Annotated in this window: 16 protein-coding genes and 1 tRNA gene; 16 read left to right on the forward strand and 1 reads right to left on the reverse strand. The window is 63.0% G+C overall.

All coding sequences use genetic code 11. The annotated features are described in order from the left end of the window. The first annotated feature begins 8 nt into the window (after positions 1-8). The 9 genes from hisA to tatC all read left to right on the forward strand — a co-directional run bounded on the left by hisA (position 9) and on the right by tatC (position 5,297). On the forward strand, positions 9-761 hold the full coding sequence (gene hisA, locus AB4Y36_RS38965; RefSeq protein WP_069268257.1) for a 1-(5-phosphoribosyl)-5-[(5-phosphoribosylamino)methylideneamino]imidazole-4-carboxamide isomerase: 753 nt from the start codon (positions 9-11) through the stop codon (positions 759-761). Between the two features lie 222 nt (positions 762-983). Next, entirely contained in the window at positions 984-1,757 is a 774-nt protein-coding gene (gene hisF / locus AB4Y36_RS38970; RefSeq protein ID WP_342924273.1) for an imidazole glycerol phosphate synthase subunit HisF, read from the forward strand. A 4-nt stretch (positions 1,758-1,761) separates the two neighbouring features. Next, the gene (gene hisI, locus AB4Y36_RS38975; RefSeq protein WP_069268258.1) at positions 1,762-2,199 is read left to right on the forward strand and encodes a phosphoribosyl-AMP cyclohydrolase; all 438 of its coding nucleotides are present in this window, start codon (positions 1,762-1,764) and stop codon (positions 2,197-2,199) included. Next, positions 2,196-2,564 (forward strand): phosphoribosyl-ATP diphosphatase, encoded by a 369-nt coding sequence (locus AB4Y36_RS38980; protein WP_069268259.1) that lies wholly within the window; start codon positions 2,196-2,198, stop codon positions 2,562-2,564. The genes hisI and AB4Y36_RS38980 overlap by 4 nt, the downstream gene beginning before the upstream one ends. A gap of 44 nt (positions 2,565-2,608) precedes the next feature. Then, positions 2,609-3,001 carry a hypothetical protein gene (locus AB4Y36_RS38985; RefSeq protein ID WP_069268283.1) on the forward strand — a complete coding sequence of 131 codons (393 nt, stop codon included), beginning with the start codon at positions 2,609-2,611 and terminating at the stop codon, positions 2,999-3,001. A 42-nt stretch (positions 3,002-3,043) separates the two neighbouring features. Continuing rightward, positions 3,044-3,412, forward strand: a complete 369-nt coding sequence (locus AB4Y36_RS38990; RefSeq protein ID WP_069268260.1) for a histidine triad nucleotide-binding protein — start codon at positions 3,044-3,046, stop codon at positions 3,410-3,412. Between the two features lie 156 nt (positions 3,413-3,568). Beyond that, positions 3,569-3,811, forward strand: a complete 243-nt coding sequence (gene tatA, locus AB4Y36_RS38995; protein ID WP_069268261.1) for a Sec-independent protein translocase subunit TatA — start codon at positions 3,569-3,571, stop codon at positions 3,809-3,811. 97 nt (positions 3,812-3,908) lie between these two features. Continuing rightward, the gene (tatB, locus tag AB4Y36_RS39000; protein ID WP_069268262.1) at positions 3,909-4,469 is read left to right on the forward strand and encodes a Sec-independent protein translocase protein TatB; all 561 of its coding nucleotides are present in this window, start codon (positions 3,909-3,911) and stop codon (positions 4,467-4,469) included. 45 nt (positions 4,470-4,514) lie between these two features. Further along, positions 4,515-5,297: a twin-arginine translocase subunit TatC gene (tatC, locus tag AB4Y36_RS39005; RefSeq protein WP_069268263.1), complete on the forward strand. Its 783-nt coding sequence runs from the start codon at positions 4,515-4,517 to the stop codon at positions 5,295-5,297. Between the two features lie 128 nt (positions 5,298-5,425). Here tatC and AB4Y36_RS39010 read toward each other — a convergent pair whose 3' ends face one another. Continuing rightward, entirely contained in the window at positions 5,426-6,640 is a 1,215-nt protein-coding gene (locus AB4Y36_RS39010) for a Do family serine endopeptidase (RefSeq protein ID WP_069268264.1), read from the reverse strand. A gap of 19 nt (positions 6,641-6,659) precedes the next feature. Here AB4Y36_RS39010 and AB4Y36_RS39015 point away from each other — a divergent pair, with 19 nt between their 5' ends. From AB4Y36_RS39015 to AB4Y36_RS39045, 7 genes are all read left to right on the forward strand, one after another. Then, positions 6,660-7,406, forward strand: coding sequence for a Nif3-like dinuclear metal center hexameric protein (locus AB4Y36_RS39015; RefSeq protein ID WP_069268265.1), 747 nt, complete (start codon positions 6,660-6,662; stop codon positions 7,404-7,406). Between the two features lie 237 nt (positions 7,407-7,643). Then, positions 7,644-8,264, forward strand: coding sequence for a ubiquinol-cytochrome c reductase iron-sulfur subunit (petA, locus tag AB4Y36_RS39020; RefSeq protein ID WP_069268266.1), 621 nt, complete (start codon positions 7,644-7,646; stop codon positions 8,262-8,264). Further along, positions 8,264-9,664, forward strand: coding sequence for a cytochrome bc complex cytochrome b subunit (locus AB4Y36_RS39025; RefSeq protein ID WP_342949839.1), 1,401 nt, complete (start codon positions 8,264-8,266; stop codon positions 9,662-9,664). Before petA ends, AB4Y36_RS39025 begins: the two co-directional genes overlap by 1 nt. 18 nt (positions 9,665-9,682) lie before the next feature. Further along, positions 9,683-10,483, forward strand: coding sequence for a cytochrome c1 (locus AB4Y36_RS39030; RefSeq protein WP_083245573.1), 801 nt, complete (start codon positions 9,683-9,685; stop codon positions 10,481-10,483). A gap of 114 nt (positions 10,484-10,597) precedes the next feature. Continuing rightward, the gene (locus tag AB4Y36_RS39035) at positions 10,598-11,209 is read left to right on the forward strand and encodes a glutathione S-transferase N-terminal domain-containing protein (RefSeq protein ID WP_027797364.1); all 612 of its coding nucleotides are present in this window, start codon (positions 10,598-10,600) and stop codon (positions 11,207-11,209) included. A 79-nt stretch (positions 11,210-11,288) separates the two neighbouring features. Continuing rightward, entirely contained in the window at positions 11,289-11,795 is a 507-nt protein-coding gene (locus AB4Y36_RS39040; RefSeq protein ID WP_368685770.1) for a ClpXP protease specificity-enhancing factor, read from the forward strand. An 18-nt stretch (positions 11,796-11,813) separates the two neighbouring features. Further along, positions 11,814-11,889 (forward strand) — tRNA-Thr (locus tag AB4Y36_RS39045). Positions 11,890-11,969: the final 80 nt, after the last annotated feature.

Genomic DNA, 11,969 nt, shown 5'->3' on the forward strand with positions numbered 1-11,969 from the left:
CCGAAGCTATGCTGCTGATTCCGGCCATCGATCTCAAAGACGGTCACTGCGTGCGCCTCAAACAAGGCGATATGGACCAGGCGACGATTTTCTCCGAGGAACCGGCGGCTATGGCCCGACACTGGGTCGAGCGCGGCGCGCGGCGCCTGCACCTCGTCGACCTCAACGGCGCGTTCGCCGGCAAGCCGAAGAATGAAGACGCGATTCGCGAGATCATCCGCGAAGTCGGCGACGAGATTCCCGTGCAGCTCGGCGGCGGCATCCGCGACCTCGACACCATCGAGCGTTACCTCGACGACGGCCTGTCCTATGTGATCATCGGCACCGCCGCCGTCAAGAATCCGGGCTTTCTCCAGGAAGCGTGCACCGCATTCGGGGGCCATATCATCGTGGGCCTCGACGCGAAAGACGGCAAGGTCGCGACCGACGGCTGGAGCAAGCTCACCGGTCACGAAGTCGTCGATCTCGCGCGCAAGTTCGAGGACTACGGCGTCGAGTCGATCATCTACACCGACATCGGCCGGGACGGCATGCTCCAGGGCATCAACATCGAAGCGACGGTGCGCCTCGCGCGCGCGGTGAAGATTCCGATCATCGCGAGTGGCGGGCTTTCCAACCTCGGCGATATCGACGCACTGTGCGAAGTCGAGGACGAAGGCGTGGAAGGCGTGATCTGCGGCCGCGCGATCTACTCGGGCGACCTCGATTTCGCTGCCGCGCAAACGCGTGCAGACAGCCTGCGCGAATCGGACGACGCGTAAAGCGTCGAATGCCGGCCTCCGTCACTGGAGGCCTTTTGTTTTGGCGCTGCGCCGCCATCTCCAAGGGGACTGGCGCTCGCGCGGGATAATTTCGCCTCAGGGCGCAAGGCACGGTGCAAAGCGCGCGACAATGGGCTGCGCGCCACGCCCGAACCGGGGCCGGCAGCCTTCTCGCGAAAGGTGCTCGCCGCACACACACCGACTGGCAACTTCGGCAAGATCATGGCTCTACCCAAACGCATCATCCCCTGCCTCGACGTGACCGCCGGGCGCGTCGTCAAGGGCGTCAATTTCGTCGAACTGCGCGACGCGGGCGACCCCGTCGAAATCGCGCGCCGCTACGACGACCAGGGCGCCGACGAACTCACGTTCCTCGACATCACCGCGACCTCCGACCAGCGCGACCTGATCCTGCCGATCATCGAGGCGGTGGCTTCGCAGGTCTTCATTCCGCTCACCGTGGGCGGCGGCGTGCGCGCCGTGGCGGACGTGCGGCGCCTGCTCAACGCCGGTGCGGACAAGGTCAGCATGAACTCGTCGGCGGTCGCCAATCCGCAACTCGTGCGCGATTCCGCCGACAAATACGGCTCGCAGTGCATCGTCGTCGCCATCGACGCGAAGCGAACGTCGGCGCCGGGCGAACCCGCGCGCTGGGAAGTGTTCACGCACGGCGGGCGCAAGGCCACGGGCATCGACGCCGTGGAATGGGCGCGCAAGATGGCGGAACTGGGCGCGGGCGAAATCCTGCTCACGAGCATGGACCGCGACGGCACGAAGAGCGGCTTCGACCTCGACCTCACGTGTGCGGTGTCCGACGCGGTGCCGATTCCCGTGATCGCCTCGGGCGGCGTGGGCGGCCTGCAGGATCTCGCGGACGGTATCGTCAAGGGCCGTGCCGACGCCGTGCTCGCCGCGAGCATTTTCCACTATGGCGAGCACACGGTGGGCGAGGCAAAGCGCTTCATGGCCGACCAGGGCATTTCGGTGAGGATGTAACGCGATGAGCCACACTCAAACCGGCAAACCCGACAACGACCTTGCCAACGCCAACTGGCTCGACAAGGTCAACTGGGACGCCAACGGCCTCGTGCCCGTGATCGCGCAGGAAGCGACCACCGGCGACGTGCTGATGTTCGCGTGGATGAACCGCGAAGCGCTCGCCAGGACGGTCGAGCTGCGCCGCGCCGTGTACTTCTCCCGCTCGCGCCAGCGCCTTTGGTTCAAGGGCGAGGAGTCCGGCCATGTGCAGCACGTGAGCGACATCCGCCTCGACTGCGACGAAGACGTCGTGCTGCTCAAGATCGAGCAGGTCTCGGGCATTGCGTGCCACACGGGCCGCCACTCGTGCTTTTTCCAGCAATTCGAAGGCACCGTCGACGAAGGCCGCTGGGTCGCCGTCGACCCGGTGCTGAAAGACCCCGAACACATCTACAAATGACGCAACTGAATACCAACGACACCTTGCTGCGCCTCGCGGCGGTGATCGACAGCCGCAAGGGCGGCGACCCGGACGCCTCCTACGTCGCACGCCTCTTTCACAAGGGCGACGACGCGGTGCTCAAGAAGGTCGGCGAAGAGGCGACCGAGGTCGTGCTTGCCGCGAAGGACGTGCGCCAGGGCGGTGCACGCAAGGCGCTGGTCGGCGAGATGGCCGACCTGTGGTTCCATTGCCTCGTCACGCTCTCGCACTTCGATCTGAGTCCCGCCGACGTGCTCGCGGAACTCGAACGCCGCGAAGGCCTTTCGGGTCTCGAGGAAAAAGCGCTGCGCAAAAGCCGCGAGCGCGAAGAGAACGGCGACTGAGGCTCAACGCTGCGCACAGCGCTCCACAGAGGGAGATGAACGACATGTCCACGTCCGGCGATTACCCGCCCCCTTCGTACCGCAACGGCGTCGACGCGGACCGTTTGCGCAGCCTGCGGACTTTCACGCACGTGCTGTACGCGCTCTATGCGGTCTACTGGCTGACCGGCGGCATTTCGGTGCTGGTGGCCATCATCCTGAATTACCTCAAACGCGACGAATCGCTCGGCACGCCTTATGAGCAGCACTTCACGTGGCAAATCCGCACGTTCTGGCTCGGGCTGGCCGGCCATCTGATCGGCGGTGTGCTCATCTTCGTGCTGGTCGGCATTCCAATTTTGTGGGCTGTCGCAATCTGGACGTTGTACCGTATCATCAAAGGCTGGCTTTACTTGTACGACAACAAGCCGCTGCACAACCCGCGCGCCTGGTTCTGAGGGCTTTCGGGCGCGCGTGCGGTTTTGCTCACCAGGAGCGCCATGAGTCACGACCGCAGCACCTGTCTCTTCTGCAAGATCGCCGACGGCCACATTCCCAGCACGCGCGTCTACGAGGACGAAGAGTTCGTCGCCTTCCGCGACATCCGGCCTGCAGCCGAAACTCACGTCCTCGTGATTCCGCGCCAACATATTTCCACCCTTGCCGATTGCGGTGAAAACGACGCACCGCTGCTTGGTAGAATGTTTGTATTGGTCGCACGGCTTGCCAAAGAGCTGGGCGTCTCGTACACGGGTGGCGAAACCGGGTTTCGTACGGTGGTGAATACGGGGCCGGGCGGCGGGCAGGAGGTCTACCATCTGCACGCGCATTTGCTGGCTGGGCCGCGTCCGTGGCACCGCATGGGCTGAGGGTGGCGGGGAAAGTCGGTATAAATGACGGATGGCGTGGTTCTCACTAAAGCGTCACGCTAAAGGGTCGCACGCCACGACCATGCAACATCGAACAGGCACAATTTATCGCGTCGCGCACCTCGCGCGGCGGCGGGGTTAAGGAGAGAGTCAATCATGGGTTCGTTGAGCATCTGGCACTGGCTGATCGTCTTGTTGATCGTTGCGCTCGTCTTCGGCACCAAGAAGCTGCGCAATATCGGTAGCGATCTGGGCGGTGCGGTGAAGGGTTTCAAGGAAGGCATGCGCGAGAACGAAGGCGCCGGCGCCGACACGCAAAAGCGCGAACTCCCGGCCGACGGCGGTGCAGTCGACGTCGAAGCCAAGGACAAGACGCAGCGCTCGAACGACTTCCGCTAAAACGCGTGGCGGCCGCCTTTTTCGCCGCCACAAGTTTTTCCGCATGTTTCCCGTTCGTTTCCATTAAGGCAGCCAAGGCTGACGGAAAACTCCATTCATGCTCGATCTCGGTTTAACCAAGATGGCGCTGATCGGCGTCGTCGCGCTGGTCGTTCTCGGGCCGGAGCGGCTGCCGCGGGTCGCACGCACGGCCGGCGCGCTGTTCGGTCGCGCGCAGCGCTATATCAACGACGTCAAGGCGGAAGTCACGCGCGAGATCGAACTCGACGAGTTGCGCCGCATGAAGACCGAGTTCGAAACGGCGGCGCAGAACGTCGAGAAGAACGTTCAGGACAATCTGCGCAAGCATGAAACCGAGTTGAACGACGCGTGGAACGCGGGCACCTCGGTGTCGCCGAGCATCGCAGGCGGCGCGGATCCTGCCAGCCTGGAAGGCGCTGCCGCCAATGCCGCGGATGCCGTCGCCACGCAATCGGGATGGCGCTCCGGCAACGCGGGCGCAAGCGGCGCGAAACGCAAGAACTGGCGCATGAAGCAGAGCGCCGCGCCGGTCTGGTACAAACGCGCCACGCTGCGCCGCACGCGGGTGCAATCGGGTGCTGCACGCGTGGCGCAGCACACGCCGGCGAGCCTGCGCCGGCCCACGCGGTTCTTCTGACGCGGATCCGCCTTTGCGCACGACCATTTCCAACAGAGGGCCGGTGTGAGCGACCCCCAGCAAAAACTGGAAGAAGGCTCCGAAGAGACCTTCATTTCCCATCTCGTCGAACTGCGCGACCGCATCATTCGCGCAGGCGTTGCCGTGATCGTCGTGTTCGTCGGGCTCGTCTACTGGGCGCCCGACATATTCCGGCTGCTCGCGCGTCCGCTCATGCAGAACCTGCCGCGTGACGGCAAGATGATCGTCACCGACGTGACCGGCTCGTTCTTCGTGCCCATGAAGGTCACGATGCTCGTGGCGTTCGTGATCGCGCTGCCGGTCGTGCTCTACCAGATCTGGGCGTTCGTCGCCCCAGGCCTCTACCAGCACGAAAAGAAGCTCGTCGCGCCGCTCGTGGCAAGCAGCTACACGCTCTTCCTGTGCGGCATGGCGTTCGCGTATTTCGTGGTGTTCCCGACCATCTTCCGCGTGATGGCGCACTACAACGCGCCGCTCGGCGCGGAGATGACGACCGACATCGACAATTACCTGAGCTTCGTGCTCACCATGTTCATTGCGTTCGGCGTGACCTTCGAGGTGCCGATCATCGTCGTGCTGCTCGTGCGCATGGGCGTGGTCACCGTGAAGAAGCTCAAGCAGATCCGGCCCTACGTGATCGTCGGCGCGTTCATCGTCGCAGCCGTGGTGACGCCGCCGGACGTGTTCTCGCAGCTCATCCTCGCGCTGCCGCTCATCCTCCTCTACGAGGCGGGCATCATCGCGGCGCGCATCTTCATCGGCACGGGCGAGAAGAAGCCCGCGGACGAGAGTCAGGCGGCGGGCTAGCCCCACGGGCCTGGCGGAGGAAAGCCGCAGGAAAGCAAAAGGCCGCGAACCCACGTTCGCGGCCTTTTCGTTTTCCGGTTGCGAGTCCGGACGCGGGCAGGGCGCGATGCCCCGCCTGCGGTGGGATATCAACCGCCGTCGTCGCCTTCGCCGTCTTCCTGAGCCGGCTGCTTCGGCGGCGGCGGGCGCTTGCCGATCAGTACGTCGAGATCCATGTCCTTGTTCTTGCGCACGAGGTGGACCTTCGCGTCGCTGCCCGGTTTGATTTGCGCGATGACGTTCAAAAGGCGCGTGGTGTCGGTGATGGCCTCACCGTTCACCGAGGTCAGGACGTCGCCCGGCTTGATGCCGGCCTTGTCGGCGGGGCCGCCCTGCAGCACGCCCGCGACGATCGCGCCCGACTTCTCCTTCAGCCCGAACGAGTCGGCGATCTCCGGCGTCACGTCCTGTGGCTCCACGCCGATCCAGCCGCGCGTGACCGAGCCCGAGGTGATGATGCTCTCCAGTACGCTGCGCGCCGTGGAAACGGGAATCGCGAAGCCGATGCCGAGCGAGCCGCCCGAGCGAGAGTAGATGGCGGTGTTGATGCCGAGCAGGTTGCCGTTCACGTCGACGAGCGCGCCGCCCGAGTTGCCCGGATTGATCGGCGCATCGGTCTGAATGAAATTCTCGAACGTGTTGATGCCGAGATGATTGCGGCCCAGCGCGCTGATGATGCCCATCGTGACCGTCTGGCCCACGCCGAACGGATTGCCGATGGCGAGCACGACGTCGCCCACGCGCGTCTGATCCATGCGGCCGAGCGTGATGGTGGGCAGGTTCGGCAGATTGATCTTGAGCACCGCGAGATCCGTTTCCGGGTCGATGCCGATCACCTTGGCGTTGGTGGTGCGGCCGTCGGAAAGCGCGATTTCGATCTGGTCCGCGCCGTCGATTACGTGCTGGTTCGTTAGAATGTAACCGTCCGGACTGACAATGACGCCCGAACCGAGGTTGGCGGCAGGCTGCTCCTGCTGCTTCTGGTTTTTGTTGCGATCGCCGAAGAAATAGCGAAATAGCGGATCGTTCTGGCGAGGGTCGGGCGGCAGCGACCCATCCTTGCTCGAGAACACGTTGACAACCGCGGGCATGGCCTTCTGGGCGGCGTCCGCATAGGAGCCCTGGGCGGCGCCTCCACCGATGCCTGGCGCCACTTCCCGCAGTGCGACGATCGGTTCGGCAAGCTGCTTGCCGAACTGCCCCTGGTGCTGCAGCCACTGCGGTTTGAGCGTGGCGATGATGAACATCAACGCCAGCAGGACCGTCACCGCCTGGGCGAAGAACAGCCAAAAGCGTCTAAGCATCTGAAGATTAGAGGATTATATGGATCGGATCGAACTGGAATTGTATCTGAACAATCTTCTGGAATCCGCGCGGTTCAAGGACTACTGCCCCAATGGCCTGCAGGTCGAAGGGCGGCGGCGCGTGGAGAAGATCGCCACGGGCGTGACCGCCTCGCTCGCGTTTCTCGAAGCCGCGCTCGAGTGGGGCGCCGACGCGGTGCTCGTGCATCACGGTTACTTCTGGAAGAACGAAGCACCGCAAATTACGGGCCGCAAGTACCGTCGCCTGAAGACGCTGCTCGCGAACGACATCAACCTGTTCGCCTACCATCTGCCGCTCGACAGCCATCCCGAACTCGGCAACAACGCGCAGTTGGGCGCCCGGTTCGGCTGGATCGGCGAACAACGCTTCGGCGACCAGGATCTTGGCTGGATGGCCACGCTGCCCATGCCGATCACGCTCGCGCACTTTACCGCCGAGGTCGAGCAGACGCTCGGCCGCACGCCGCTCGTGCTCGGCGACCCCGACTGGCAACTGCGCCGCGTGGCCTGGTGCACGGGCGCGGCGCAAAGTCTCTTCGACGCGGCGATCGACGCTGGCGCCGACGTCTTCCTCACCGGCGAGATCTCCGAGCCGACCACGCACACCTCCGCGGAAAGCGGTGTTGCGTTCCTCGCCGCGGGCCACCACGCGACCGAGCGCTTCGGCGTGCAGGCGGTGGGCGCGCACCTCTCGGAAGCCTTCAACATCGAGCATCTTTTCATCGATATCGACAATCCCGTTTGATTGCGTATTCGGCGCAAATTGTCGTGGCGCAGCATCGTTTTATTCATGAGGCATTTACAAACTGAAAAGAAAGTGGCCCTCTTTTCTGCGGGAAAACCCCGAGATATCAAGGACTTCCGAGGCTTTTTCGAGAGCGCCCCTTGTAAATGCCAACTCCATTCGAGCAAACTAGCGTTCGGCAGCACCGCGGGTAAGCTGGCGTGACGGAAAAATCCAACTCAGAAGTGGGGCGATGTGATGCGAGACAACGAGAATGACCGCGTCGATGGCAGCCGCCGAACCTGGCTGATTGCGACGTCCGTAGCAGGTGGCATTGGAGGCGTGGCCACTGTCGTACCTTTCGTAGGGTCCTTTGCACCATCCGAAAAAGCCCGCGCCGCCGGCGCGCCCGTCGAAGCCGATATCACGAATCTGCAGCCCGGCTCGATGATGACCGTCGCCTGGCGCGGCAAGCCCGTGTGGATCCTGAATCGCACGGATCGCATGATGGCCGACGTGAAGAAGGCCGATCCCGATCTGGCCGACCCGAACTCCGAGCACCCGTTCTCGATGCCGATGCCGGAGTACTGCATGAACGAATTCCGTTCGCGCGCCGAGCATCAGAACATTCTCGTGGCGGTGGCCGTCTGCACCCATCTGGGCTGCACGCCGACGGCGCGCTTCCAGGAAGGCCCGCAGCCGAACCTGCCCGACAGCTGGCCGGGCGGCTTCCTGTGCCCGTGCCACGGCTCCACCTACGATCTCTCCGGTCGCGTGTTCAAGAACAAGCCGGCGCCGCAAAACCTCGACATTCCCCGCTACATGTTCGCGTCCCCGACGCAGATCGTGATCGGCAAGGACGAAAAAGGAGAAGCGTGATGGCGACGGGAACCGAAAAGGACGTGGTGGAAACGACCGGCGCATCTTCCGGCCTGCAGGGCTGGATCGATAAGCGTTTTCCGATGACGGCGAGCTGGCGCGCTCACGCTTCTGAGTACTACGCGCCGAAGAACTTCAACTTCTGGTACTTCTTCGGCTCGCTCGCGCTGCTCGTGCTGGTGAACCAGATCATCACTGGTATTTTCCTCACCATGAATTACAAGCCCGATGCGACGCTCGCGTTCGCATCGGTCGAGTACATCATGCGCGAGGTGCCGTGGGGCTGGCTCATCCGCTACATGCACTCCACGGGCGCTTCGATGTTCTTCGTGGTCGTGTACCTGCACATGTTCCGCGGGCTGCTTTACGGCTCGTACCGCAAGCCGCGCGAACTCGTGTGGATCTTCGGCTGCGCGATCTTCCTGTGCCTGATGGCCGAGGCGTTCTTCGGCTACCTGCTGCCCTGGGGCCAGATGTCGTTCTGGGGCGCGCAGGTGATCGTGAACCTGTTCTCGGCGATTCCCTTCATCGGCCCGGACCTCTCGCTGTGGATTCGCGGCGACTACGTGGTGTCGGACGTCACGCTCAACCGCTTCTTCGCGTTCCACGTGATCGCCATTCCACTGGTGCTCGTCGGGCTCGTGATCTGTCACATCATCGCGTTGCACGAAGTGGGCTCGAACAACCCCGACGGCATCGAGATCAAGGCGAAGAAGGACGCGAACGGCGTTCCGCTCGACGGCATCCCGTTCCATCCGTATTACTCGGTGCACGACTTCATGGGCGTGTGCATCTTCCTGATGATTTTCGCGGCGATCGTGTTCTTCGCGCCGGAGATGGGCGGCTACTTCCTCGAGTCGAACAACTTCGTGCCGGCCAACCCGCTGCAAACGCCGCCCGAAATCGCGCCGGTCTGGTACTTCACGGCGTTCTACGCGATGCTGCGCGCCACGACCGACCCATTCAAGATCGTGCTGATGGTCGTGATCGCGCTGCTCGGGCTACTCGCGCTCGTGCGCGCCCGCGGCAAATGGCGCGCCGGGCTGCCGGTGCTGGCGGTGCTCGTGATCCTCGCCATGTACTTCACCGAGTCGAAGTTCTGGGGCGTGGTGGTGATGGGCACGGCGGTGATCTCGCTCTTCTTCCTGCCGTGGCTCGACCGCTCGCCGGTGAAGTCGATCCGTTACCGGCCGTTCTTCCACAAGGTATTTCTCGGCATCTTCGTGCTGGCGTTCCTGACGCTCGCGTTCCTCGGCACGAAGCCGCCATCGCCGGCGGCCACGCTGATCGCCCAGATCTGCGCGCTCGTCTACTTCGCTTTCTTCCTCGGCATGCCGTTCTGGACGCCGCTTGGCACTTTCAAGCAGCCGCCCGAGCGCGTGCGGTTCAAGCCCCATTAACTGACGAGCGAGGAAGATATGACGAAACGTTCTCTTTTTTCGACGCTCGCGAAGGTGAGCATACGGGCTGCCGGCGTCCGGGCCGGCTTGGCCGCGCTGGCGTTCTCATGCGTCTTTGGGGTCGGATCTGTCGCGGCGCAGGAAAACATTCCGCTCGACCGCGCTCCCGATAACGGCGAAAATCTTGCTTCGCTGCAACACGGCGCCAAATTGTTTGTAAACTATTGTCTGAATTGCCATAGTGCGAACTTGATGCGCTATAGCCGGTTGCAGGTTCTCGGCATTCCGCAGAAGCAAATCGAAGATAATCTGTTGTTTACGACCGACAAGGTCGGCAACACGATGTCCATCGCGATGCGCCCGGACGACGCGAAGGCGTGGTTCGGCGTAGCGCCGCCGGACCTCTCCGTGGAAGCGCGGGCGAAAGGGCGCGACTGGCTGTACACGTACCTGCGCAGCTTCTACCGCGACGATACGCGGCCGACTGGCTGGAACAATCTGGTGTTCGAAAACGTGAGCATGCCGCACGTGCTGTGGCAGTTGCAGGGCATCCGCACGGCGAAGTTCGAGGACACGACGGACGAGGAAACCGGGGAAAAGGTCCGTCGCTTTGCCGGGTTCCAGCAGGTCACGCCGGGAACGCTCTCGCCGGTGGATTATGATGCCGACGTGGCCGACCTGGTGGCCTACCTCGGCTGGATGGCCGAACCCGAGCAGAAAACCCGCAGGCAGCTTGGCGTGTGGGTGCTCTTGTTCCTCGGCGTCTTGAGCTTTTTCGCGTGGCGATTGAACGCCGCGTACTGGAAAGATATCAAATAGGCACGTCCTGACCGACGTGGGGCCGGTGCGACGAGATGCCGTCTGACGGTTCAGGGACCGTCAGACGGTTTTTTCGCCCGCTGGCCTTTTGGGTTTATTGAGGAAATGTAAATCATGATGGTTCTGTACTCCGGCACTACCTGCCCGTTCTCCCAGCGCTGCCGGCTGGTGTTGTTCGAAAAGGGCATGGACTTCGAAATCCGCGACGTCGACCTGTTCAACAAACCGGAAGACATCGCCGTGATGAATCCGTACGGTCAGGTGCCGATTCTGGTCGAGCGCGACCTGATTCTGTACGAGTCGAACATCATCAACGAGTATATCGACGAGCGCTTCCCGCATCCGCAGCTGATGCCGGCCGACCCGGTCCAGCGCGCCCGCGCGCGTCTGTTCCTGCTCAACTTCGAGAAGGAGCTGTTCGTGCACGTGAGCACGCTCGAAAACGAGAAGGGCAAGGCCGCCGAGAAGAACCACGAGAAGGCGCGCCTCGCGATCCGCGACCGCCTCACGCAGCTCGCGCCGATCTTCCTGAAGAACAAGTACATGCTGGGCGAAGAGTTCTCGATGCTCGACGTCGCCATCGCGCCGCTGCTGTGGCGCCTCGACCACTACGGCATCGAGCTGTCGAAGAATGCCGCGCCGCTCATGAAGTATGCCGAGCGCATTTTCAGCCGTCCGGCGTATATCGAAGCGCTGACGCCGTCTGAAAAGGTCATGCGCCGTTAAGCAGTATCCTGGCAGTTGCAGGTAACAGAGGCGGCGTACACAGCGTGGGTGTGGACGCCGCCTCGTGAAAGGATTGTTGATGCAAGAGATTTCCACCAAGCCGTATTTGCTGCGCGCGCTGTACGAGTGGTGCACGGACAACGGCTTCACGCCGCACATCGCGGTGCGGGTCGATAACCGCACACGCGTGCCGCGCCAGTTCGTGCGTGACGGCGAGATCGTGCTGAACATCAGCTTCGAGGCGACGAGCCAGCTGCAGATGGGCAACGAGATGATCGAGTTCCACGCGCGCTTCTCGGGCAAGTCGCACAAGATCGAGGTGCCGGTGTCGAACGTGCTCGCGATCTACGCCCGCGAGAACGGTCAGGGCATGGCGTTCCCGGTCGAGTCGCCGCCCGGCGACGCCGACGACGTGCTGTCCTCCGAGGACCACGAAGAAGCCGAAGCACATGAGGCGAATGCAGTGCCCGACGAACCTGCCGAGGAACCCGCCGCGCCGCTCGCGCCGGTCGCGACGCGCGCCGCCGACAAAGATGACGATGGCGGCAACAAGGGCGGCAAGGGCCACCTCAAGATCGTTAAATGAAGTAGAATGGCGGGCTACGCCGGCTTAGCTCATCTGGTAGAGCAGTTGATTTGTAATCATCAGGTGGCGGGTTCGAGTCCTGCAGCCGGCACCATACACAGCAAGGGGTTACGCGATGTTTGCGTAGCCCCTTGCCGTTTCCAAAACACCCTCCGCGTTTCCAAAATTCATCAA

It is taken from the genome of Paraburkholderia sp. BR10936 (assembly GCF_040965735.1).
Lineage (GTDB): Bacteria > Pseudomonadota > Gammaproteobacteria > Burkholderiales > Burkholderiaceae > Paraburkholderia > Paraburkholderia nodosa_A.

Coding starts and splice junctions, on each gene's coding strand:
- hisA (WP_069268257.1), top strand. CDS start 9: ATGCTGCTGATTCCGGCCATCGATCTCAAAGACGGTCACTGCGTGCGC.
- hisF (WP_342924273.1), top strand. CDS start 984: ATGGCTCTACCCAAACGCATCATCCCCTGCCTCGACGTGACCGCCGGG.
- hisI (WP_069268258.1), top strand. CDS start 1,762: ATGAGCCACACTCAAACCGGCAAACCCGACAACGACCTTGCCAACGCC.
- AB4Y36_RS38980 (WP_069268259.1), top strand. CDS start 2,196: ATGACGCAACTGAATACCAACGACACCTTGCTGCGCCTCGCGGCGGTG.
- AB4Y36_RS38985 (WP_069268283.1), top strand. CDS start 2,609: ATGTCCACGTCCGGCGATTACCCGCCCCCTTCGTACCGCAACGGCGTC.
- AB4Y36_RS38990 (WP_069268260.1), top strand. CDS start 3,044: ATGAGTCACGACCGCAGCACCTGTCTCTTCTGCAAGATCGCCGACGGC.
- tatA (WP_069268261.1), top strand. CDS start 3,569: ATGGGTTCGTTGAGCATCTGGCACTGGCTGATCGTCTTGTTGATCGTT.
- tatB (WP_069268262.1), top strand. CDS start 3,909: ATGCTCGATCTCGGTTTAACCAAGATGGCGCTGATCGGCGTCGTCGCG.
- AB4Y36_RS39010 (WP_069268264.1), bottom strand. CDS start 6,640: ATGCTTAGACGCTTTTGGCTGTTCTTCGCCCAGGCGGTGACGGTCCTG.
- AB4Y36_RS39015 (WP_069268265.1), top strand. CDS start 6,660: ATGGATCGGATCGAACTGGAATTGTATCTGAACAATCTTCTGGAATCC.
- petA (WP_069268266.1), top strand. CDS start 7,644: ATGCGAGACAACGAGAATGACCGCGTCGATGGCAGCCGCCGAACCTGG.
- AB4Y36_RS39025 (WP_342949839.1), top strand. CDS start 8,264: ATGGCGACGGGAACCGAAAAGGACGTGGTGGAAACGACCGGCGCATCT.
- AB4Y36_RS39030 (WP_083245573.1), top strand. CDS start 9,683: ATGACGAAACGTTCTCTTTTTTCGACGCTCGCGAAGGTGAGCATACGG.
- AB4Y36_RS39035 (WP_027797364.1), top strand. CDS start 10,598: ATGATGGTTCTGTACTCCGGCACTACCTGCCCGTTCTCCCAGCGCTGC.
- AB4Y36_RS39040 (WP_368685770.1), top strand. CDS start 11,289: ATGCAAGAGATTTCCACCAAGCCGTATTTGCTGCGCGCGCTGTACGAG.